We start from the raw sequence: 23,458 nt of genomic DNA, 5'->3' as shown, positions 1-23,458 counted from the left end.
GGTATGAATAAAGAGTGGGTGTACACCCACTCTTTTCATTCGTACGTATCGAACATTCTAACCAAAAATAGTATAGCATATTCTATACCCCTTTGCAAACCACTAAATCAAGACTTCAAAGCTTTTTTCCGCTATATAATCCGCTTTTAACAAGAATAGTTTTCCCAAAATCAGGCTGATTTATCCGTAACTCATCTATAAAAAGGATTTCCGTCCTGCAATCATTGCAATTGACGGAAATCCTTTAGAATGAAATCTTTCTTATTACTTACTCAACTTTCGCACCTAAGAATAAACATATAAACCTTGCTGTTCTAGGATGTTCATGGTCTCTATTATNTTACAGGGATTACGCTGTTACTTTTCTTCTTATGGAACTTGGATCCGGCAGTAACGAATATTGTACTAAATATCCCGGTATTCTTTATTGGCTGGAAAATACTAGGGAAGAATGCATTTATCTATACCATGGTTGGAACCTTATCTGTTTCTCTTTTTCTGTGGATTTTTCAAATGTACCAAATCCCTATCGGACTAGAGCATGATATGACACTTGTTGCTTTATTTGCAGGGGTATTTATCGGTGTAGGATTAGGGATCATATTCCGCTTTGGCGGTACAACAGGCGGTGTGGATATTATAGCCCGCATTATCAATAAATACACTTCCTGGAGCATGGGACGGGCTATGTTCGCGTTTGACTTTCTCGTTATTTTAACTTCCATCTTTACTTTTTTAAATTTGGCCCAAGGAATGTATACACTGGTGGCAGTATTTATTGGTGCAAGAGTGATTGATTTTATTCAGGAAGGTGCATATGCTGCAAAGGGAGCTTTTATCATCTCCGATCACAGTGAAGAAATCGCGGATCAGATTATGAAAAAAATGGATCGCGGTGTGACTATTCTAAATGGTCAGGGAAGCTTTTCCAAAGAGAAAAGAAATGTTCTTTATTGTGTGGTGGCGCGGAATGAGATTGTGCGGATGAAGAATATTATTAACCAGGCGGATCCTTCTGCATTTGTCTCCCTGACGACCGTTCATGAGGTTATGGGAGAAGGCTTCACACTGGATGAAAATAAAAAACCGTTAAATGATTAACACTGTGAAAAGAGCTCAAGGCATCACTTAAGCTCTTTTCATTATATCTCTAATAATTTTACTGCAGTCATAATCAGTATTCTCTTTTTGAATTATTTTAATTGTTTCTAACTCAACTTTCGCATCTGAGAATAAACATATAAACCTTACTGTTCCAGGATGTACATGGTTTCAATTATCATGCTTGCTACTCATCTTTTTATTTTTTGAACAGGTTATTGTGTATAGCTTCCGCTCCGGCCAACCACTCCGCTTTCCATGGGGACGGCTTCAGCTAACTTGAAAAGAAACCCGCTTTTCAAGTGGATCTTCAGCTCGCCCTGTTCCCATAGGAGTCTACGTGGTTGGCCTGCGCTCTAATAGGATTCTACAGCGTATGGAAGAAATAATTTCCTGATGAAGTGAGATGAAATCATCATTTTTTAGCCTAAATAAAAAATCATGCTGGTGTTTCAAATGATTTTTAGCAGTTCAAATCATAACAGCATGAATAATTCATATCGAGAATAGCTTTCATGCACCAAAAATAAGGATTACTGAGCCATGTTCACCATGCAATATAAAAATTCGTTCTGTCAGATCTGCCTTTTATTTGTTCAGTTATTTCAGTATAGAGCATCCTGCTAGCGGAGGCGGACCGTTTTGACTCCTGAGGGATTAGCACCATCTGAAGATCCACTTTTGCCAAGTGATCTTCTTGGCAAAAGTTAGCTGAAGAGCGTGCCCCTAGGAAAGCAAAACGGTCCGCCGTAGCGGTAGCCTTACACGTTACCTTCTTTCTAAATAGAGTTTACGCTTTGTCAACAGTTATATGGAAGAAATGATCAACTCCTATTCCTATGGATAGGAAGTTACTTTTTAAAGTGCGAAAGTTTAGTAATTAAATGAAGCTAAAAAATAGTATCTCTCTTTAGCGTTTACGGAGAAATAAGAAACATTCTCTTAACTTGTAAAGAGAGATTTTTTTATGCAGAAGAGAGGTTGAGGAGGCTTTAGATGCTTTTCTTAATGACCTGTTATAAAATGAAGGAAGTAATGTAACAGGAGGTAGTATCGTGGATTGGTTCCATAGGTTAAATGAATATTTTCCGGTAGAGGAAATGAAAGCAAAAGAACAAATGGAGGCTTTATTGAAGGACAAACCAGAACATTATTATAAAGACGAAAGTGACCTTCATATAATGATGTACGCGGAATTTGCAGACTTNNNTTATTGTGTATAGCTTCCGCTCCGGCCAACCACTCCGCTTTCCATGGGGACGGCTTCAGCTAACTTGAAAAGAAACCCGCTTTTCAAGTGGATCTTCAGCTCGCCCTGTTCCCATAGGAGTCTACGTGGTTGGCCTGCGCTCTAATAGGATTCTACAGCGTATGGAAGAAATAATTTCCTGATGAAGTGAGATGAAATCATCATTTTTTAGCCTAAATAAAAAATCATGCTGGTGTTTCAAATGATTTTTAGCAGTTCAAATCATAACAGCATGAATAATTCATATCGAGAATAGCTTTCATGCACCAAAAATAAGGATTACTGAGCCATGTTCACCATGCAATATAAAAATTCGTTCTGTCAGATCTGCCTTTTATTTGTTCAGTTATTTCAGTATAGAGCATCCTGCTAGCGGAGGCGGACCGTTTTGACTCCTGAGGGATTAGCACCATCTGAAGATCCACTTTTGCCAAGTGATCTTCTTGGCAAAAGTTAGCTGAAGAGCGTGCCCCTAGGAAAGCAAAACGGTCCGCCGTAGCGGTAGCCTTACACGTTATCTTCTTTCTAAATAGCGTTTATGCTTTGTCAAGAGATAGATGGAAGGAATGATCAATATCTGTCTCTATGATAAGCAAGTTACATTTTAAGGTGTGAAAGTTGAGTTATTACTCAAAAATAAACCTGCAGAACGCTTCTTAGAATAAAGAAAGTTGATTTTTCTCTTCCATTCCTTCCAGACACCCGTGATTGTCCAGATACTCCAGCACGGTTTTAGAGATTTTACTTCTTTCTCTTAAATCTTCCTTGGATAAGAATTCTCCCTCTTCACGTGCTTTTACAATATTTAGAGCAGCATTCGTGCCCAATCCGTCTACTGCATTAAAAGGAGGCAGTAAAGAATCACCGTCAACAATAAATTCTGTTGCACTTGATTTATATAAATCTACCTTTTTCAGAGATAAACCGCGTTCACACATTTCTAATGAAATCTCTAAAACTGTCAGTAAATTTTTCTCTTTTGGAGAAGCATCATTCCCTTTATAGCTGATTTCCTCCATCCGCTTGCGAATAGCATCGGATCCTTTAATCATCGTATCTAATTCGAAATCATCCGCACGGACTGTGAAATATGCAGCATAGAAAAGAATCGGATGGTGAACTTTGAAATAAGCAATCCGTACAGCCATTAAAACATAAGCTGCGGCGTGAGCTTTCGGGAACATGTATTTAATTTTTTTACAAGATTCAATATACCAGTCAGGTACATTGTTTTTCTTCATTTCATCGATCCATTCATCCTTCAATCCTTTTCCTTTACGGACGAACTCCATGATATTAAACGCCATCGAAGGCTCTAACCCTTTATGCATTAAATACACCATAATATCATCACGGCACCCGATTACATCTGGAAGCTTACAGGTCCCATTATCAATAAGCTCCTGTGCATTACCAAGCCATACGTCTGTACCATGAGACAGACCGGATATAATTAGCAGCTCTGCAAATGTTTTAGGTTTCGTATCTTCAAGCATTTGCCTAACAAATTTTGTACCAAATTCAGGCACTCCCAAAGTTCCGGTCTTACACTGGATCTGCTCCGGGGTAACACCTAATGATTCTGTACCGCCAAAAATTTTCATGACCTCTTCGTCATCCGTCGGAATGGTTTTTGGATCAATGCCGCTTAAATCCTGCAGCATGCGAATGACGGTCGGGTCATCGTGTCCAAGTATATCCAGCTTCAGTAAGTTATCGTGAATCGAATGGAAATCAAAATGCGTTGTCCGCCACTCACTATTCCGATCGTCTGCCGGAAACTGGATTGGCGTGAAATCATAAATTTCTTTATCATCCGGGACAACAATAATTCCCCCGGGATGCTGGCCAGTTGTTCTTTTTACTCCTGTACAGCCTTGCACAAGACGATCAATCTCCGCATTTTTATAGACGAGCTGGTGATCAGAAGCAAAGCCTTTCACATAGCCGTAAGCTGTTTTTTCAGCGACAGTTCCGATTGTTCCTGCCCGGTATACACTGTCAATCCCAAATAGTTCTTTCGTATAGTTGTGGGCTCGCGGCTGATAATCTCCCGAGAAGTTCAAGTCAATATCAGGCACCTTGTCCCCTTTAAAGCCTAAGAATGTTTCAAAAGGAATATCCTGTCCATCTTTTTTCAGTGCTTCTCCACATTCCGGACAATTTTTATCTGCCAAATCATAACCGCTCGCTACAGAACCGTCTGTAAAGAATTCAGAGTGTTTACAGCTTGGGCAAACATAATGTGGGGGGAGCGGATTAACTTCTGTAATTTCTGTCATGGTTGCAACAAAGGATGAACCGACAGAGCCACGTGATCCTACTAGATAACCATCATCCAATGACTTTTTAACAAGCTTATGGGAAATTAAATAAATAACGGCAAATCCATTTCCGATAATACTTTCGAGTTCTTTTTCCAATCGGCTTGTAACAATTTCCGGTATTGGCTCTCCGTACACTCTTTTAGCCATGCTGTAGCACAGATCGCGCATTTCCTGCTCTGCACCTTCAATGTTCGGTGTAAATAAGCCATCCTGAATCGGCGAAATATCCTCTATTTCATTTGCCAGCTGCTGGGTGTTTTGAACAACAATTTCTTTTGCCTTCTCTTTTCCTAAAAAGGAGAAAGCCCCAAGCATTTCGCCTGTAGTACGGAACGGTGTATCAGGCAGTGTTTGCCTGTTTAATGGATTACCAGCCTGCGATTTTATTAAAATCTGACGGTACTGCTTATCAATATCCTGCAAATAGTGAACATTTCCGGTTGCTGTTACTAATTTGCCCATCCGGTCGCCCAGATTCACAAGCTTCCGTAATATATCTACTACCTGTGCTTCATTTTGTACTAAATCCTTATCTATTAAATGAACGTAGTTACTTGGCGGCTGTACTTCAATATAATCATAAAATTCAGCGACCTGCTCCGCCTCTTCCTCTGATTTTTGCATCATTGTTTCAAATACTTCTCCTCTATCACAGGCAGTACCAATCAGCAGTCCCTTACGATATTTTTTCAGGACAGATCTTGGCAATCTTGGCTCGCGGTAGAAGTAATCGATATGGGCATGAGAAACGATCTTATAAAGGTTTTTCAGGCCTTCCTGCGTCTGCGCTAAAATTGTACAGTGAAAAGGTCTGGAGCGCTGATAGGCATTATTTTCGCCCATATGATTATTTAAATCCTGATGATTGGTTATTTCTTTTTCAATTAACCGTTGAACAAGTTTCCATAATAAATAACCGGTCGCTTCTGCATCGTAAATAGCACGGTGATGCTGTGTCAATTCAATATCCATATGCTTACACAATGTATTCAGACGGTGATTCCTAAGTTCCGGAAGCAGGAATCTTGCCAATTCTAAGGTATCTATCACCGGGTTGGCTGCTTTTTCATAGTCAATCCGTTTAAAACCCTGATTTAGGAAGCCCATATCAAAGCTTGCATTATGTGCTACCAGAATATCTTCTCCCATCCAGGCATGGAAATCTTTTAATACATCACCGACCTCTGGTGCATCCTTAACCATATCGTCTGTTATACCAGTTAAATTCGTTGTCGTCTCCGATAGCGGATGATGCGGATTAGCAAATGACTCGAATCGATCAACAATTTCGCCATCATGCACCTTGACAGCAGCTAATTCAATAATCGTATCATAAACTGCTGAAAGACCTGTTGTTTCCACGTCAAATACAATATAGTTTGCATCTTTTAACACGCGGTCGCTTTCATTATAAGCAATTGGAACACCATCATCGACAAGGTTTGCTTCCACACCATAGAGCACTTTAACCCCATGTTTCTTACCTGCATAATAAGCATCAGGGAAGCCTTGTACACCAGCATGATCTGTGATAGCTACAGCCTGGTGTCCCCACTTACCCGCCTGTTCGACTAAAGCTTCCGGAGAAACAATCGCATCCATTTGACTCATTGTGGTATGTGCATGCAGCTCTACTCTTTTTTCATCTTCAGGTGCCTCATCCTGCTTTTCTCTCACTTGAACCTCGTGAATATCCTTCGCCATCATTGCCAGCTCATTGGTATACATATCCGTTTGGATACTGCCGCGGGCTTTTACCCACATACCTTTCTTAACAGATTGAAACTTGCTGACATCCTCATCGCCCTTGGAGAACATTTTAATTTGCAGGGAATCTGTGTAGTCTGTTGCTTTTATAATTAAGAGACTGCGTCCTGATCGCAACTCTCTAATCTCTGAATCAAATACATATCCCTGCACGGTAATACGTCTTTCTTCTTCCAGAATTTGATTCATTTCAACCGGTTCATCCTGAATCTTATAGCCGATAGCAAGCGGCTGGCTCACAGGCACATCTTTTTCTTTATCCCGTTTTTCTTTTTCCTGAACGGTTTTTTGAACAAGTGCCTGGTCTTCTTTCGCCTTATTATTCTGGAACACCTGCATTTCTTCCTGGTTCGCTTTTACTTCTAAATCAATAGAATAAGGCTTGGAACCAATACGATAACAAAACTGGCTGAAAGCCGGCTCCAATCTTTTTTTCAAAATATTCGATTCCGTCTCATTTCTGGAAGTTAACATAATTTTATTATCTGTAATTTTTGGCGTTTGCTGCATAATCATTTCCTGATGTGCAGGTGAAAATGTTGTTGTTGCTAAAAAGTGCTTCCAGTAGACTCCGATATCTTTCTCGCTGCATTGTTTATTATCCGTATGTAGTGTCAGCTCCACCTTCTCAGCAATTGATGAGAAGCTTTTTTGCAAGGACTGATACAGATATAAATATTCATCAAAAGGAAGAACGTCCTCAATATATATATAGAAATGCCATTTTTTCTCTTGCTTATAAACCTCTACTTTTTCTAAATAGCTTGAGGCAAAATATGTCTGAATTGATGCTTCAGACAACTGAATCTGCTCCAGTAATAATTTCATTTTTTCTTGCTTGGAAATACTCAACGATATCCCTCCAATTGTAGATAGATTTGTGACTACACAGGAAGAAAAATTCTCCTATAAGTTTAAACTCGCTATACTTATTATATTAATTCATACCTCTTAATACAAAGGAATGATTCAATAATCTGCTTTTATACAAACACGAAACCCTTGTCTATCAATCGACAAGGGTAACTTATTTAGATTTACTATTTTATTTTACAGGAACAGACGCTGAATGTCATTCCATGTGACAACAATCATTAATAGCATCAAGAGTGCAAATCCGACAAAATGGAAGACGCCTTCTTTTTCCGGAGCTATCGGTTTCCCTCTGACTGCTTCAATTAAAACAAACATCAATCTGCCTCCATCTAAAGCTGGAAGAGGAACTAAATTAATAATCCCTAAATTAATGCTTAGCATAGCTGTCCACATTAAAAAGTTTGAAAAACCGGATTGAACAATTTGATCTGTAGCATCATAAATTCCTACCGGTCCAGATAAAACATCAATGGAAAGCTGACCTGTTACTAACATAACCAAATTAGTAATAATAAGCTTTGATGTTTCATATGTTCTTTCAAATCCAAACTTTATCGTTCCAAGGATATCTTTTTCAAATGCCGGAAGTACACCAATCTGACCGATCTGAATCGGATCACCTTTTTCGTTGATATCTTCAGCCTCAGCTGGTATAACAGTTACTTCTTGTTCTGTATCGCCTCTGGAGATAACTATATCTAACTCCTCACCAGGGCTTTTCCGCACAATACCTTGAAACTGCTCCCAAGTTGAAATAGATTGATCCCCTATTTGTGTAATAACATCATTTTCCTGCAGCCCGGCTTCCTCCGCTGGACTTCCTGGCTGAATCTCACCCATTTGTGCCTGCTCTGCCGGAACGCCCTGGATAAGCCCCATGAGCAGAAAGATAAAGATGGCAAGTACAAAGTTCATCATTGGTCCTGCAAATAACTGCATGGCACGCTGTCCAACCGTTTTGGATGCAAATTGTCTGTCAAAAGGAGCAATCTGTGTCTCCCGTTCGTCCACGACAAACATCGCCTTACGGTCGACATCAAAATGAAGCTTTGTATCTTCGTCGTCCTGTTCATAACCTTCAATAATCAGCTTATGATCAAGGTCAACATTTTCCACCTCAATTGTGCGGGCGTTAGGATGTTTTGATTTGTTATTCACAATAATTTTTTCTACTTTTCCATCCTTGTTAAATTCCAACCCGATATGATGTCCTGGTTTTAATTCAACAATTTCCGGATCGTCTCCGGCAACACGGACATAGCCGCCAGCCGGGATTAATCTGATTGTATAAAGCGTCTCGTTTTTGGTGAACGATAATATCTTTGGACCAAACCCGATTGCAAATTCACGTACAAGCATCCCTGCACGTTTTGCAAAAATCAGATGTCCCCACTCGTGGATAGAAACGAGTACACCAAACATTAATATAAATGCAATAACAGTTGTCATGACAGCACCTTCCTTTTGTAAAGGTAGAAAGAGGTTATTAAAACTTGATTCTCTGCAATAATATTACATAACAATAATTGATTTTTTTAGCATAGAGCTTTTAACAGAAATCTATGCATTTTTAGGCGGGGACAGAATATAAATGCTTACTTGTCCCATAATTTTAAAATAAATGGTTGTTATGTATCAAGAAAAGAAAGCTCTTCACCTAGTATATTCAGGTAAGCCGGTTTACTTTACCGATTCTACAATATTCGCTTCAATATGTTAAAAAAAGTGAATAAAATGTAGTAATGGAAAAACAAAAAGCATGCTGTCAAATCGATCTAGAATACCACCATGCCCGGGCAGAATTTTCCCTGAATCCTTCACGTTATAAACGCGCTTAAAGGCAGATTCAACCAAATCACCAATTTGCCCAAAGCTTGAAGCTATAATAGTCACAATAATAAGCGTCAGCCACGACTGCTCAAATGGCTCTATCAGATGAAAAATCACAGCAACGATGACTGCTACAAAAATGCCTCCTACAGCACCTTCAACAGTCTTCTTAGGGCTGATTGTAGGCCATAATTTATGCTTTCCAAGTTTGCGGCCGAATAAGTAGGCACCGGTGTCCGTTGCCCAGATGATACAGAATGCAAATAATATATTTCTTAGTGCATTCTCTCCATCCCTGGTCTGTAATAAATAAAAGAACCCTAAGCCAACATAAAAAGCTGCAAGAATAACAAATCCGACCTGATCAAAGGTAAATTCATTTTTCACAAGCACCGTATATGCTAATAAAACAAAAATAATAATAGAAATCAATTCATACTTCGTGAACCACTCTATATCAGTAAAAAATTCATTAGGTAATAAAATGACCCATGTTAATAAAGCTGATAAAACATATGGAAAGAAGTTCTTCTCCGGGTGACGCATCCGGATTAATTCAAATAATCCGATTGTGGCTAAAAGATAGACAAAAATAGTAAACGGCAGTCCACCAATAATAATGATTGGCACAAATATAAGTAGAGCCACTATAGCTGTTATTGTTCGCTGCTTCATTAAATTATCAACACCTTATATACCTCCATATCGTCTTTTACGCTGCTGATATGCAAGTAATGCTTCATGGAATGTTTCTTCTGTAAACTCCGGCCAGAGCTTCTCTGTAAACCAGAATTCTGTATATGCAAGCTGCCAAAGCATAAAATTACTTAAACGATATTCTCCGCCAGTCCGGATTAACAGATCTGGATCTGAAACACCATTTGTATATAGATGCTTTGAAAAAGCTTCTTCATCTATGCTGTCAATATCTATGTTTTCTTCTTTCAATTCTGTTGCAATTTGCTTGACTGCTTTTAAAATTTCATGACGGCTGCCGTAATTAATTGCAAAGTTTAAAATTAACCCATCATTATTTTTCGTTTTTTCCATTGCATAGTTTACTGCTTCCTGCGTATATCCAGGCAACGACTGAAAATCGCCTATCGTCTGGATACGAACATTATTTTCCATCAAGCTTGGTAAATATACATGCAAAAATTCTTTTGGGAGTTTTAAAATATATTCCACTTCTTGTTTTGGCCGTTTCCAGTTTTCTGTTGAAAAAGTATAAAGCGTTAAAACCTTCACATTCGCTTTCACTGCGGTTTTAACGATTTTATTTACCGTAGATACACCTTCTTTATGACCAGCAAACCTGGGTAATCCCCGTTTTTGCGCCCATCTGCCGTTCCCATCCATGATGATAGCAACATGATTAGGAGCATTTTCTTCAGAAAGTGAATCAGATTCTTTTGGTTGTTTTGATAAAAAAGGAATTTTAATAGACATTTTCCGTCCCCCGAATGGTTGTTTGTTCATAACCCTTTTCTTATTTTTAAAGCGTGTGTTCAAAAAGGAATCAAATTAAATTTGAATTTCTCATTAAAGAATAAGGGATGAAAGGCATGACCATGCCAATAAATATTATGACTGTATCCAGTTTAACATGTATTATACGAACATGATTGCCAGTGGTATTAATACAAAAACCCCCTTTAATAAGAGGGCTTAATGGCATCTTACTACGTTAGCAGAAAACTGTCACCTTTAAACAAAAAATTTTTGCCAGGATTTATACGATGAAGGTTCATAGAAATAAAATATTTTTTCTATTATACTTCCATAATTTCATTTTCTTTTGTGTTTGCTAAATCTTCAATTTGTTTGATAAAAGTATCTGTAGTTTCTTGAACATCATCTTGAAATGCTCTTAAATCATCTTCCGTCATATCGCCATTTTTTTCAGCTTTCTTTAGCTGATCATTTGCTTGACGGCGAAGATTTCTAATTTGCACACGGGATTCCTCCGCATACTTTCCAACAACTTTTACTAAGTCTTTTCTTCTTTCCTGTGTAAGTGCAGGAATGTTGATGCGAATGATATTTCCATCATTGGATGGAGAAAGTCCCAGGTCTGCTTTTTGTATTGCCTTATCAATGTCGCCAATCGCAGATTTATCATATGGTGTAATTGTTAATAGCCTTGCTTCCGGTGCACCAACCTGAGCCAATTGGTTAAGTGGGGTGGAAGCACCATAATAATCAACATACACATTGTCTAAAAGACTGGGATTTGCACGTCCTGCACGAACAGAGGCTAAATTTTTTGAAAAAGCCTGTACTGCCTGAGCCATTTTTTCTTTCATATCTTTCATCACTGATTCTGACATTTTTAGTTCCCCCTTATCGTTGTTCCGATATTTTCACCTTGAATAACTCGTTTAATGTTACCTTCTTCCATAATAGAGAAGACGATTAAAGGCAAGTCATTATCCATACATAATGAAGAAGCTGTAGAATCCATTACACCTAATCCTTCATTTAACATTTCTAAATAGGTAAGCGTATCATATTTCTTTGCTTCTTTGTTGATTTTAGGGTCATCTGTATAAACACCATCAACATTATTTTTTGCCATTAAAATAACTTCTGCTTCAATTTCTGCTGCCCGTAATGCTGCTGTCGTATCTGTAGAAAAATAAGGATTCCCAGTTCCGGCAGCGAAAATAACAACACGCTTTTTCTCCAGATGGCGAATCGCTTTCCGCCGTATGTATGGCTCAGCAACCTGCCTCATTTCAATAGATGTTTGCACTCTGGTTTGAACACCAATTGTTTCCAGACCATCCTGCAGGGCCAGGGAGTTCATAATTGTTGCAAGCATCCCCATATAGTCAGCTGAAGCTCTATCCATTCCCATTTCTGATCCTACTTTACCGCGCCAGATGTTTCCGCCGCCTACAACTACAGCAACTTCTACACCAAGATCTACAATTTCCTTAACCTGTTTTGAAATGGATTGAATCACTTTAGGTGAGATTCCGTAGCCTTCTTCCCCACTTAATGCTTCTCCACTTAATTTTAACACAACTCTATTATAATGTGCTGTCGTCATAATAACCTCCAGAGAAAAAATGTATTTAGATTATAATATATAGCTACAAAAGAGGGAACAAATTAATGTCCCCTAATTTGTAAAACTTATTTTTTAATTTGGCTCATTACTTCTTCCGCAAAGTTATCTTCACGTTTTTCCATTCCTTCGCCTACTTCATAGCGAACGAAAGCTTTTACAGAAGCGCCTTTATCTGCAACATATTTTTTCACTTTTTGGTCCGGATCTTTTACAAAGCTTTGTTCTAAAAGAACAATCTCTTCAAAGAATTTACCTAAACGGCCTTCAACCATTTTCTCAACGATTTTTTCTGGTTTACCTTCGTTTAATGCTTGTGTTTTAAGCACTTCACGCTCACGGTTTACTTCTTCCTCTGCAACTTCATCACGAGATACATAGCGAGGATTGATAGCTGCTACGTGCATAGAAATGTCTTTAGCTACAGCTTCATCCGTAGTGCCTTCTAATAAAGAAAGTACGCCGATACGTCCTCCCATGTGAAGATAAGCACCAAAAGCATCATTATCTGTTTTTTCTAGTACAGTAAAGCGGCGAAGAGAGATTTTTTCTCCAATTTTAGAAACGATACCAGTAATTGCATTTTCAACTGTTTCAGAACCATCTAAAAGATTTTGCTGTAAAGCTTCTTCCACAGATGCAGGGTTATTTTTCACAATGTGCTTTCCAAGATCAGCAAGTAATTGTTTGAATTGATCATTTTTTGTAACAAAGTCTGTTTCACAGTTTACTTCAATAATTGCTGCTCTGTTTCCGTCAACTTCAATATGAGTTAAACCTTCAGCTGCAACACGATCTGCTTTTTTAGCAGCTTTTGCCATCCCTTTTTCACGAAGAAAATCAATTGCCTGTTCCATATCTCCGTTCGTTTCTGTTAGTGCTTTTTTACAATCCATCATTCCAGCACCTGTTTTTTCACGTAATTCTTTAACCATTTGAGCAGTAACTGCCATGTTAATTCCTCCTTAAAATATTCGATTATACAAATTGAATTTCTTTCCTGAAAAAAGGGTGATAAAAGGCTTCTATCCTCTTATCACCCTCACCTTTTAAAAGATTACTCTTTGGAAGCAGCTTCTTCAGCAACTTCAGCTTCTAATTGGTCTTGTTCAGAAACAGGTTCTTCTGTTTCTTCACCTTGTTTTACTTCCAGAATAGCGTCTGCCATTTTTGAAGTAAGGAGTTTCACTGCACGGATTGCATCATCGTTTGCAGGGATAACATAATCGATTTCATCCGGATCACAGTTTGTATCAACGATTCCGATGATTGGAATGTGCAGTTTATGTGCTTCTGCAATTGCAATACGCTCTTTACGAGGATCAATTACAAATAAAGCATCAGGAAGTTTTTTCATTTCTTTAATTCCGCCCAGGAATTTAACAAGACGATCTTTTTCTTTTAATAAGTTTACTACTTCTTTTTTAGGAAGTACTTCGAAAGTACCGTCTTCTTCCATTTTTTCAATATCTTTCAAACGATTGATACGTTTGCGAATTGTTTGGAAGTTAGTTAACGTTCCACCTAACCAGCGTTGGTTTACAAAGAACATTCCAGAACGGATTGCTTCATCACGTACTGAATCCTGAGCTTGTTTTTTTGTACCGACGAAAAGAATTGTACCGCCGTTTGATGCGATTTCCTTAACGTAGTTGTATGCTTCATCCACTTTTTTAACTGTTTTTTGTAAGTCGATGATATAGATGCCGTTACGCTCCGTAAAAATGTATTTTTTCATTTTTGGATTCCAACGACGAGTTTGGTGACCAAAGTGTACACCAGCTTCTAGCAATTGTTTCATTGAAATTGCTGCCATAATAAATTCCTCCTAATTGGTTTTTTTCCTCCGCATTTATCTTCTTTATAAGAACACTGTCATTTCAGCACCAATCTTATAAATCCAAATGCGTGTGATTTTTATCTAACTAGTTATAGATAGACTATTTACACCAAAAGTTACTATACCATAACCTTCCTGTGTAAGCAAGTAATTTCTATAGGTTGTTCAAAAAATCACTAAATGATAAGCTGCAAATCTCTGCGTTGACGCGTTTTTTTCGATACTCACGTATAAAAAACATACGCTCCGTTCAAAAAAACCGCGTCTCCTTGATCTTCTTGCTTCTAATTTAGCAATTTTTTGAACATATATTTCTATGACTTTTTCTGATACATTTTGATAATTATTTCAGCTTCTGTTTTTCCACAGTTTAATTTTTTAGCAATGTCATCTATTGTTTCTCCATTCGTATGAAGCTGCAGTACTTTTGCTTCTAAGGATGTTTCTACTTCATCCTGATAAGCAGAAGATTGAGGAATCTCGATATCAGGAAATTTCATCTCCGCTTGTGTATCTTTTTCTTTATTTTCTTTTTGAGATTTGAAAGATTCTGTTTTTATTTCTTCATTATTAACCAAATTTTCTTCTGATTTCTTCTCCTCTGCTAAGAGGTTTTGCAACATCCGGTTTTCTCTTTGTATTTCTACCAGTGTCTCTTTCAATATCTTCTCCGTCTGCTTATTTCCGTCCAAGTTCTGTCTGTCCTTTAATAATAAATAGATAGCTAAAATGGAAATGCCATGTAGTAAAAAGCTGATCATCCATAATAATGTTGACATATATATTCCCTTCCATACCTGCTTTAAATTAAATCTGGCTGATTTTTTGAAGCGTTGTACGCAGCTTAACAATACTCCGTTTATGGATTTGTGAAATCCGTGATGTCGTTAACCCCAAAACCTGTCCAATCTCGGTGAAGGTTAATTCTTCCTGATAAAAAAGACTGATGACAAGCTGTTCTTTATCATTTAATGATTTGATTCCTTCTATCAGTTCATGCTTCCACTCTTCCTGGATAAGCCGGGCTTCCGGCCTTAAATCTGGTTTATCAGTTACACTGTAGCCAATCCCTTCTTTAAGCTCACTCTCATGCCCTTTCGGCTTATCTTCAATAGAAAGCATGTTGCTCATGACAGCGTCCCGCAGAGTGGTTTCTACGTCTTGTACAGTCATTCCGGTTATTTCAGCAATATCCTCCGGCTGTGCCTCGCGTTGATATTTTTGCTCAAAAGCTTCACTTGCCTGCTCTACCTTTTTTGTTTTCTCACGAATAGAACGGGGCAGCCAGTCTTCTTTTCTTAAACCGTCTATAATAGAACCTTTTATTCGAAATGAAGCATATGTATCAAACTTCAAATCACGTTTCAATTCAAATTTATGCAACGCATCATAAAGTCCAAGCAGACCATAACTGCGTATTTCCTCACGGTCAACACTGCTCGGCAGTTGACTTACAATTCTTTCCGTGTGAAAGGAAACAAGATACATATAGTTTTCAATAAGTATATTTGCTGCTTCATTATCTTGACTGGTCATCCATTTATTCCATAACACTTGCTCTCGAGAAGGGTCCAATGAACTCAAAGAATGACACGCTCCTTTCAAATCGGTTAGATTGTATAAATATCATGATTGCGTTTTCTGATAGACAGCCTTGATGTTTCCGGGTCAAATTCAATTGTTCTTCCCAGATTCCCGCCTACGTCAGATGAAACAATTCTTATATTCAATTTCCTTAGTGCTTCCTGTACTGCTTCTATATTTTTGTCACCTATCCGCATAAAACTTGTTCCCTTTCCGGCTTGAAACATTTGAGCTCCACCGGCCATCTTAGCTTTAATATTTCTTGCTCCCTGCTCCTGCAGCATTTTCAACAGCTGTGGAATAGCAGTATCTGCATATTTCATAGGATTAGAATTAGCTGCCCTTGCCTGACTTGAATCCGGCAATAAAATATGGGACAGCCCCGCTATTCCGCGTTTCTCATCGTATAATACCGTACCAATGCAGGAACCCAGTCCTAAAGTACGGATTGTATTAGGGTGGCGAACTGTTTTCGTATCTGCAATTCCAACATTGACAATTGTTTTTGTAGTAGTCATATTAATTCCATCCTAATTTGGCAAAGAGCTTCTGAAAGGATTCTGGATCAGGAATAAACAAGAAATTCCCTTTAATATTCTCATGATTTTCTTCCTCTTGCCTTATTTCCGTATCAATAATAATTGCATAATCTGTCACTTGAGAAATTTCCAACAGCCCTATTGTCATAATAGCACCCGCCATATCTATTCCCAGATGCGGCACAGAAGGCTGCAAATTCATTCCTGTAAAATCAGAAAGCGCTGTAAGATAAGATCCGGTTAAAATATTTCCAATTTCACTTAATGCAGACATAGCAATCTCTAATTCCGTTCCATCCGTTTGTTCGGATAAAAGAAATTGATCGTTATGGGTCAGCTTCTGTACCAAGTACTCCGCCTCTTCAATTTCCACGACAATGGCCATCACACCCGTGATTTCACCTTCTATCTGAAACATCAGACCGACGATCGGCTGCTCCGGCCCCCCAACTAATTCAATAACCTCATTAAAATCAGCAATCTCTACGTTTGGAACCAGCATATCTATTTTTTGTCCAAGCAGCATCGACAGAGAGGTTGCTGCATTTCCAGCACCGATGTTACCTATTTCCTTTAAAATATCCTTCTGAAAAGTAGTTAATTGAAAGACATTCATGATTATTCATCCGTCTCTTTTATCTTTATTTCTTCTAAATTTAATAACTTATAAATATCTAATAAAATAATAAGACGGTCCTCAAAATTAACAACAGAATGCATATATTCTTTTTTAGCCGTTCCAATTGTTTCCGGCGGGTTTTCCAAAAGGCTGAACGGTATATCTAACACATCATTGGCATTATCTATAATCAACCCTACCTGCGTATCATCAATTCTGGTAATAATAATCTGGTCATCCGTACTGTCATGTGCCAGCTGTTCCCCCAAGCGGATGCGCAGGTCTATTACAGGAATAATCTTTCCTCTTAAATTAATAACGCCTTTAATGTAGCTTTTCTCATGCGGAACACGGGTAATTGGCAACGATGTCTCGATAGACTCTACGAAGTTCACCGGTAAACCGTACTCACTGCCATTTAAATCAAAAATAATTGTTTTTTCCAGTCTTTCTGCAATTAACTGTTCTTGTTCCATTCCAATCTATCCCTTCAAGTTATTTAGTCTACAAGATTGCTCAGCTGGCTGGCCATTTGATTCAAAGGTACTTGATAATCAGCTAACCCTTCATTAATAATTGATTTGGGCATCCCATAAACAATTGCCGTCTCTTCAGTTTCAGCAATGGACAATACATGTGGATTGGCTTTTTTCAGTTCTTTTAGACCAAGTGTTCCATCATTTCCCATTCCTGTTAAGACACATGTGATAATTTGATAGTTCTTCAGCGCACACAGAGAGCGGAATAAAGTATTTACAGAAGGGCGATGCCCGTTATCTGCCGGTTCTTGATTTAAAGAGACAATTAATGCCACGCCACTGCTCTTCACTTCCATATGATATCCGCCAGGTGCAATATAGACGGTTCCCTTTTTCATCAACTCTCCGTGCTCCGCTTCTTTGACGGTCACCTTACTGATTTGATTTAACCGTTCAGACAGTGATGCGGTAAACCCCGGAGGCATGTGCTGGACAACAGCCACAGGAGCTCGAAGATCTTTTGGCAAAGCGGTAATTACTTCCTGCAATGCTCTTGGGCCTCCAGTAGATGTTCCAATTGCAACGAATCTTTTAGAAGTGGGTGAAGGCCTCTCAGGCAGGCTTATCGGCTGCTTGATATGCTCTATTGGTACGTGCTTCTCTGCATTATTTATTTTTTTATGTACTTTGACTGCCGCTGCAGTGTATACTTTATTGCAAATTTCTTTTTCTACCGTTTTTATATCTAATGAAATAGCACCAGATGGCTTTGTAATAAAGTCCACAGCACCAGTGGAAATGGCCTGGATTGTCTGCTCCGCGCCTTTTCTTGTTTCACTGGAAAGCATAACTACCGGGGTAGGGCACTCGTCCATAATCTGTTTCAGGGCCTCTAAACCATCAAGCTTTGGCATTTGAACATCCATCGTAATCACATCCGGGCGCAGCCTTTTTACTTTATTTACACCATCCAAACCATGTACGGCAGTTCCAACAACTTGAAACCTGCCATCCTCTGTTAAAATTTCTGAAATCATTTTTCTCATAAATGCAGAATCATCTACGACAAGTACATTAATCAGAGTCATTCTCTCACCTCTCCATAAAATGTTTTATCCGCTCTATGAAACTGCCTGACTTACGTAAAGGCTCACTGTTTTGATTTACATAGGTTTGCAGAATTGAATCGACAGCTTTTGAAGCCTTTGTTTTTGGATACAATATAGTGTACGGTTTTTGGTTCATTACCGCCTTCATAACATTTCCGTCTTCTGGAATGAAGCCCAGTGCTTGCGCTTCCCCATCTAAGAAACGATGAATAACGGTATGAAAATTATTTAAAATGTTTTGGCCATCCTTGTTATTTCTTGAACGGTTTAAAATAGTGTAAATTGGCATGTCTGCCTGATTTAGTAAAATATGCTTTATCATTCCATAGGCATCTGTAATCGAAGTAGGCTCAGGTGTTGTTACGATAAAGCATTCATCAGCTGCCATAATGAAAAATAATGCTGTCTCTGTAACACCTGCTCCCATATCAAACAGAACATAATCATATTCTCTTAATGTCCGCTCGAGCCCTTGATAGAAGACGGCTTTTTTATGCTGATCCAGCTCTAAAAAGTCGCGCATACCAGAGCCTCCCGGAACATAGTCGACACCATAATCGCTTTTGACAATAGCATCCTGAATGGAAATCCGGTTGTTTAAAACATCCGCTATAGAATGCTCTGTCTGCATCCCAAGCAGTAAATCAATATTTCCCATGCCGACATCCAAATCAAATACTAAGATACGATGTTTTTCCTTTGCCAGTTTAATAGAAAAATTTAGCGTAAAATTCGATTTTCCCACGCCGCCCTTGCCGCTGCATATGGCAATCGTTTTTGCCGTTTTATGCGGAGCAAGCTGGTTTCTTAGTTTTTCAGCTTGATCATAACTCATTGTTCATCACCAATAATAATACGGCTAAGCTGACTTATTGTTGGGTCAACCATATCCTCCGGAACATCCTGCCCGTTTGTCATATAGCCTATCCGGATACCCGAATAGCTTGATATTGCATTTAAGATATTTCCATATTGTTCTGTTTCATCCAGCTTTGTCAATATAAGACCATGTATTCCAACCGCATCAAACTTCCCATAAATATCCAGAAAATCTTTCGGCTTTGCAGTCATAGACAAGACAAGATAATTGGTTACCTGATCAGGATTGATCCAGTCTGCTAAATCATTTAAATAAGCATCATCCCGATAATTTCTGCCCGCTGTGTCTACTAAAATCACATCATAATCCTTTAGTTGTTCTATATACTCGCGATATTCCTGTTTATTATAAGCCACCTGTACAGGTATATGAAGAATCTTTGCATATGTTTTCAACTGCTCAACAGCTGCAATCCGATACGTATCCAGCGTTATAAATGCTACTCTTTTATTCTCTGTTAACTGCATCCGCGCAGCTATTTTGGCAATAGTGGTTGTTTTTCCTACACCGGTTGGTCCAACAAATTGAATCACCTTATCATTATAGGTAAAGCCTAGTTCCAGATCTTCTAAACGTTTTTCTATTTTTTTGTGAACAGCTTGCTTTAATGTGCTTGAACCTTCTTGAGAGACAGCAGCTGCACCGCTCCTCACGATATTCAAAGCAATATCAGGAAGTACTTCCTGATGTATTAAGCTGTCATAGATTAACTGCTCCTCCGGTGTCAGTCTGAGCTGCAGCTGTCTGCTTTGTGCTTCTAACAGCTTGTAAACCTGTTCCATTTCTTTAGAAGGCGGGGTATCTTTTATTTCTTCCCGGACCATTTCTCTCTTAAGAACAGGAGCTTCCTGCCGCATTTCAGCTTTTTTAGCAGGTTTTACGGGCTCTGGATCATAGCCGGCAACAACTTCGATAAAATTCTTTTTAAAAAGCCCTAAGATACCGCCTGATTTAATTTGTCTCGATTGTAAAATCACTGCATCTGTGCCAAAATCTTTTCTTACCTGCTTCATCACTTCCGGCATAGATGGAGCTTTATATTTTTTTATTTTCATGCGATATTCACCACCCCGACGCTTTGTACCTCAACAGTAGGTTCTAATTCATTATACGATAATACAACAACTTGAGGTAAAAACCGGTCTAACAATTGTTTTAAATACATCCGGACTGCAGGAGAACAGATAATAATCGTTGTTTCTTCCTGTAAAGAGACCTTTTCAGCTTCTTTATGAATGGCTTGAATGATTGCCTGCTGCTGATCTGGATCTAATGATAAATAATTCCCGTGTTCTGTCTGCTGAATATGGTCAGCAATTGCTTTTTCGACTTTGCCGGAAACCGTAATTACCTTTAATAAATTATCGTCTTTCACATAGCTTTTTGTAATTTGAGATGCCAATGCTTGTCTAACGTATTCTCCTAACACATCCGTATCATTTGTCAATTTGGAAAAATCGGCCAGCGTTTCAAAAATTACCGGCATATTTCGGATAGACACGCTTTCCCTCAACAGCTTTGCCAATACTTTTTGAATATCACCAATAGATAAAGGTTCAGGAGTTACTTCCTCCACTAAAATTGGGTTCGTTTCTTTTAAATGATCGATAAGCTGTTTTGTTTCTTCTCTTCCCAAAAGCTCAAAGGCATGCTTCTTGATAACTTCTGTAAGATGCGTAGATACAACGGAAGGCGGATCAACGACTGTATAACCGGATAGCTCCGCTTCATCCTTCACATTTTCACTAATCCATTTTGCCGGCAGCCCAAAAGCCGGCTCTTTCGTATCAATTCCCTCTATATCATCCTCTAAAAAGTCAGGTGCCATTGCTAAATAATGATCAAGCATTAATTCCCCGCCAGCGACCGTGTCACCTTTTATCTTTAATTGATATTCATTGGGCTGGAGCTGTATATTGTCACGGATTCGGACTACTGGTATAACCAGCCCCAGTTCAATAGCAAGCTGTCTCCGAATCATAATTACTCTGTCCAGCAGGTCGCCGCCCTGAGAGGTATCGGCTAATGGAATTAATCCATAACCAAATTCAAATTCTATCGGATCCATATTTAAGAGATTAATCACATTTTCCTGCTGTTTTAGAGCTGTTGATTCCGTTTCTTCTTCCTCTTCCTCTGTAACCTCTTCTGGTTCTGCTAATCTTTTTTCCATCCAATAACCGCTAAAAGCCAAAAAAGCTGCAAGGAGAGTAGTTAAGAAAAAGTTTATCGGTGTTAGACCGAGCAGGAAAATAGCTCCTGCAGCAATATATAACAGTTTAGGGAATTGCAGCAGCTGATCTGTCACATCAGCGCTTAAATTACTTCCTCTGGCAGACCTTGTAACAACAATCCCGGTTGCGGTTGAAATGAGCAATGCAGGAATTTGGCTTACCAGCCCATCCCCAACAGTAAGCCGCATAAATAAATCAACAGCTTCCTGCATAGACATTCCCATCTGAACAATACCTATTATCATTCCAAAAAGGATATTAATAAGAACAATAATGATTCCTGCTATAGCATCTCCTTTTACGAATTTACTCGCCCCGTCCATGGAACCATGAAAGTCTGCTTCATTTTCGATTTTTTCCCGCCGTTCCTTTGCCTGACTTTCCGTAATTAAACCGGCATTCAAATCAGCATCTACACTCATCTGCTTCCCCGGCATTCCGTCGAGGGAGAACCTGGCAGCTACTTCAGATACACGCTCAGCACCCTTGGTAATAACAATAAAATTAATAATAACTAAAATAATAAATACGACAAACCCGACTAAAGGATTGTTTCCAATTACAAAAGAGCCGAATGTTTCCACGACTCCTCCTGCGTCACCTTCAGAGAGAATGGCCCGGGTCGTTGACACATTTAAAGCTAACCGGAATAATGTCAAAAGCAAAATCAGCGTTGGAAACACGGAAAACTGCAACGGTTCCGTTGTATTCATTGCTACTAAAATAACAACCAATGCAAGTATTATATTAATTAATATGAGAAAGCTTAAAAGTCCTCCAGGCATTGGTATAACCAGCATGACAATTACTAGTATAACGCCTAAGAGAACTGCAATATCCCGGACTTTCATTTCCATTCTCCCCTAACTTCTTACGCTTTTTTCTCCATTTGATAAACATAAGCAAGAACTTCTGCAACCGGCTGAAAGTATTCCTCTGGTATGACTTCACCAATTTCTGCTGCTGCATATAATGCTCTTGCCAGAGAACGATTTTCTATCATATGTACATGGTGTTCCTTTGCAATTTCTTTGATGCGCTGCGCAATACTGTCCGTTCCTTTCGCAACAATAAACGGCGCTTCTGCCTTTGCTTCATCATATTTAATTGCAATGGCATAATGGGTCGGATTGGTAATAATGACATCCGCGCCAGGAACCTCACTCATCATTCTTCTGGTGGCTATCTGCCGCTGTTTTTCTTTCATTTTTGATTTAATTAAAGGATCCCCTTCAACATTTTTATACTCATCTTTAATATCCTGCTTGGACATCCGAATGTTTTTCTCAAAATCATATTTTTGATACATATAATCCAGAACACCTAAAAAAATTAATAAAGCAATAGCCGAAAAGGCCATTATCGCAGTAACCTGTGCAAAGAAGCCCAATGCTCCTTCTGCATCTAAAAAAGCGGTCATAAGCATCTCGTCTTTATTCATCCAAATCACTGTAAATGTTACTGCACCGACCAATGTAATTTTTAATAAAGACTTTAAAAACTCTACTAACGCTCGAATAGAAAAAATCCGTTTTGCTCCTTTAATAGGATCAATTTTTTTTAAATCAAACTTCAAGGGCTCTGTTGTAAATAAGAATCTGACCTGCAGCAGGTTAGCAGCCAGACCGGAAATAACCGCAATCAGCATGATGGGAGCAACCATCAAAACTGCTTGAAGAAATGAATCATTAAACATCGTTTGAATCGAATTATTCGTCACTTCCCAATGAATGTATTCCGTAAATGATTTTTTATAAAAGCCTGTCATATACTGCAATATATAACCGCCAAAAACAAACAAACCAATAAAACATCCAAGCAGCAGGACAGCTGTATTTATATCCTGGCTTTTTGCAATCCGCCCTTTTTTGCGCTCATCCTGTCTTTTCTTTGGAGTGGCTTTTTCTGTTTTCTCACCTGCAAAAAATTGTAAGTCTAATGTCAAAAGCAC

18 protein-coding genes and 1 pseudogene are annotated in these 23,458 nt (G+C 38.7%); 1 reads left to right on the top strand and 18 read right to left on the bottom strand.

The window, feature by feature from the left end; genetic code table 11:
- Positions 1-342: 342 nt before the first annotated feature.
- Positions 343-1,101 (top strand): annotated as a pseudogene (locus BN1068_RS02160) (YitT family protein); the annotation flags it as partial.
- Between the two features lie 1,905 nt (positions 1,102-3,006).
- On the opposite strand, the gene BN1068_RS02150 reads toward BN1068_RS02160, so the two are convergent.
- The 18 genes from BN1068_RS02150 to flhB all read right to left on the bottom strand — a co-directional run bounded on the left by BN1068_RS02150 (position 3,007) and on the right by flhB (position 23,458).
- Positions 3,007-7,296, bottom strand: a complete 4,290-nt coding sequence (locus BN1068_RS02150) for a PolC-type DNA polymerase III (protein WP_077601196.1) — start codon at positions 7,294-7,296, stop codon at positions 3,007-3,009.
- 198 nt (positions 7,297-7,494) lie between these two features.
- Positions 7,495-8,769, bottom strand: a complete 1,275-nt coding sequence (rseP, locus tag BN1068_RS02145; protein WP_077601195.1) for an RIP metalloprotease RseP — start codon at positions 8,767-8,769, stop codon at positions 7,495-7,497.
- A 267-nt stretch (positions 8,770-9,036) separates the two neighbouring features.
- Positions 9,037-9,825, bottom strand: a complete 789-nt coding sequence (locus BN1068_RS02140; protein ID WP_077601194.1) for a phosphatidate cytidylyltransferase — start codon at positions 9,823-9,825, stop codon at positions 9,037-9,039.
- Between the two features lie 15 nt (positions 9,826-9,840).
- Entirely contained in the window at positions 9,841-10,599 is a 759-nt protein-coding gene (locus BN1068_RS02135; protein ID WP_077601193.1) for an undecaprenyl pyrophosphate synthase, read from the bottom strand.
- Positions 10,600-10,922: 323 nt separating this feature from the next.
- Entirely contained in the window at positions 10,923-11,480 is a 558-nt protein-coding gene (gene frr, locus BN1068_RS02130; RefSeq protein WP_077601192.1) for a ribosome recycling factor, read from the bottom strand.
- Between the two features lie 2 nt (positions 11,481-11,482).
- Positions 11,483-12,205: a UMP kinase gene (pyrH, locus tag BN1068_RS02125; RefSeq protein ID WP_077601191.1), complete on the bottom strand. Its 723-nt coding sequence runs from the start codon at positions 12,203-12,205 to the stop codon at positions 11,483-11,485.
- An 86-nt stretch (positions 12,206-12,291) separates the two neighbouring features.
- Positions 12,292-13,176 (bottom strand): translation elongation factor Ts, encoded by an 885-nt coding sequence (gene tsf / locus BN1068_RS02120; RefSeq protein ID WP_077601190.1) that lies wholly within the window; start codon positions 13,174-13,176, stop codon positions 12,292-12,294.
- Between the two features lie 104 nt (positions 13,177-13,280).
- Positions 13,281-14,039: a 30S ribosomal protein S2 gene (rpsB, locus tag BN1068_RS02115; RefSeq protein ID WP_077601189.1), complete on the bottom strand. Its 759-nt coding sequence runs from the start codon at positions 14,037-14,039 to the stop codon at positions 13,281-13,283.
- Between the two features lie 338 nt (positions 14,040-14,377).
- Positions 14,378-14,842 carry a DUF6115 domain-containing protein gene (locus BN1068_RS02110; RefSeq protein WP_077601188.1) on the bottom strand — a complete coding sequence of 155 codons (465 nt, stop codon included), beginning with the start codon at positions 14,840-14,842 and terminating at the stop codon, positions 14,378-14,380.
- A gap of 28 nt (positions 14,843-14,870) precedes the next feature.
- Positions 14,871-15,647 (bottom strand): FliA/WhiG family RNA polymerase sigma factor, encoded by a 777-nt coding sequence (locus BN1068_RS02105; RefSeq protein ID WP_077601187.1) that lies wholly within the window; start codon positions 15,645-15,647, stop codon positions 14,871-14,873.
- 26 nt (positions 15,648-15,673) lie between these two features.
- Entirely contained in the window at positions 15,674-16,165 is a 492-nt protein-coding gene (locus BN1068_RS02100; RefSeq protein ID WP_077601186.1) for a chemotaxis protein CheD, read from the bottom strand.
- Between the two features lies 1 nt (position 16,166).
- Positions 16,167-16,802 carry a chemotaxis protein CheC gene (locus tag BN1068_RS02095; RefSeq protein ID WP_077601185.1) on the bottom strand — a complete coding sequence of 212 codons (636 nt, stop codon included), beginning with the start codon at positions 16,800-16,802 and terminating at the stop codon, positions 16,167-16,169.
- A 2-nt stretch (positions 16,803-16,804) separates the two neighbouring features.
- Positions 16,805-17,281, bottom strand: a complete 477-nt coding sequence (locus tag BN1068_RS02090; protein ID WP_077601184.1) for a chemotaxis protein CheW — start codon at positions 17,279-17,281, stop codon at positions 16,805-16,807.
- A 23-nt stretch (positions 17,282-17,304) separates the two neighbouring features.
- On the bottom strand, positions 17,305-18,372 hold the full coding sequence (locus BN1068_RS02085) for a protein-glutamate methylesterase/protein-glutamine glutaminase (protein ID WP_077601183.1): 1,068 nt from the start codon (positions 18,370-18,372) through the stop codon (positions 17,305-17,307).
- 4 nt (positions 18,373-18,376) lie between these two features.
- Entirely contained in the window at positions 18,377-19,228 is an 852-nt protein-coding gene (locus tag BN1068_RS02080; protein ID WP_077601182.1) for a MinD/ParA family protein, read from the bottom strand.
- Positions 19,225-20,328, bottom strand: coding sequence for a flagellar biosynthesis GTPase FlhF (gene flhF, locus BN1068_RS02075; protein ID WP_077601181.1), 1,104 nt, complete (start codon positions 20,326-20,328; stop codon positions 19,225-19,227). Before flhF ends, BN1068_RS02080 begins: the two co-directional genes overlap by 4 nt.
- The gene (gene flhA, locus BN1068_RS02070; protein WP_077601180.1) at positions 20,325-22,358 is read right to left on the bottom strand and encodes a flagellar biosynthesis protein FlhA; all 2,034 of its coding nucleotides are present in this window, start codon (positions 22,356-22,358) and stop codon (positions 20,325-20,327) included. The genes flhF and flhA overlap by 4 nt, the downstream gene beginning before the upstream one ends.
- A gap of 20 nt (positions 22,359-22,378) precedes the next feature.
- A complete protein-coding gene (flhB, locus tag BN1068_RS02065) occupies positions 22,379-23,458 on the bottom strand; it encodes a flagellar biosynthesis protein FlhB (RefSeq protein WP_077601179.1) in 1,080 nt (359 codons plus the stop codon).

Source organism: Oceanobacillus sojae (genome assembly GCF_900162665.1).
GTDB classification, from domain to species: domain Bacteria; phylum Bacillota; class Bacilli; order Bacillales; family Amphibacillaceae; genus Oceanobacillus; species Oceanobacillus sojae_A.
This window is presented reverse-complemented; position numbering and strand designations above follow the sequence as displayed.

Coding starts and splice junctions, on each gene's coding strand:
- rseP (WP_077601195.1), bottom strand. CDS start 8,769: ATGACAACTGTTATTGCATTTATATTAATGTTTGGTGTACTCGTTTCT.
- BN1068_RS02140 (WP_077601194.1), bottom strand. CDS start 9,825: ATGAAGCAGCGAACAATAACAGCTATAGTGGCTCTACTTATATTTGTG.
- BN1068_RS02135 (WP_077601193.1), bottom strand. CDS start 10,599: ATGTCTATTAAAATTCCTTTTTTATCAAAACAACCAAAAGAATCTGAT.
- frr (WP_077601192.1), bottom strand. CDS start 11,480: ATGTCAGAATCAGTGATGAAAGATATGAAAGAAAAAATGGCTCAGGCA.
- pyrH (WP_077601191.1), bottom strand. CDS start 12,205: ATGACGACAGCACATTATAATAGAGTTGTGTTAAAATTAAGTGGAGAA.
- tsf (WP_077601190.1), bottom strand. CDS start 13,176: ATGGCAGTTACTGCTCAAATGGTTAAAGAATTACGTGAAAAAACAGGT.
- rpsB (WP_077601189.1), bottom strand. CDS start 14,039: ATGGCAGCAATTTCAATGAAACAATTGCTAGAAGCTGGTGTACACTTT.
- BN1068_RS02110 (WP_077601188.1), bottom strand. CDS start 14,842: ATGTCAACATTATTATGGATGATCAGCTTTTTACTACATGGCATTTCC.
- BN1068_RS02100 (WP_077601186.1), bottom strand. CDS start 16,165: ATGACTACTACAAAAACAATTGTCAATGTTGGAATTGCAGATACGAAA.
- BN1068_RS02095 (WP_077601185.1), bottom strand. CDS start 16,802: ATGAATGTCTTTCAATTAACTACTTTTCAGAAGGATATTTTAAAGGAA.
- BN1068_RS02090 (WP_077601184.1), bottom strand. CDS start 17,281: ATGGAACAAGAACAGTTAATTGCAGAAAGACTGGAAAAAACAATTATT.
- BN1068_RS02085 (WP_077601183.1), bottom strand. CDS start 18,372: ATGACTCTGATTAATGTACTTGTCGTAGATGATTCTGCATTTATGAGA.
- BN1068_RS02080 (WP_077601182.1), bottom strand. CDS start 19,228: ATGAGTTATGATCAAGCTGAAAAACTAAGAAACCAGCTTGCTCCGCAT.
- flhF (WP_077601181.1), bottom strand. CDS start 20,328: ATGAAAATAAAAAAATATAAAGCTCCATCTATGCCGGAAGTGATGAAG.
- flhA (WP_077601180.1), bottom strand. CDS start 22,358: ATGAAAGTCCGGGATATTGCAGTTCTCTTAGGCGTTATACTAGTAATT.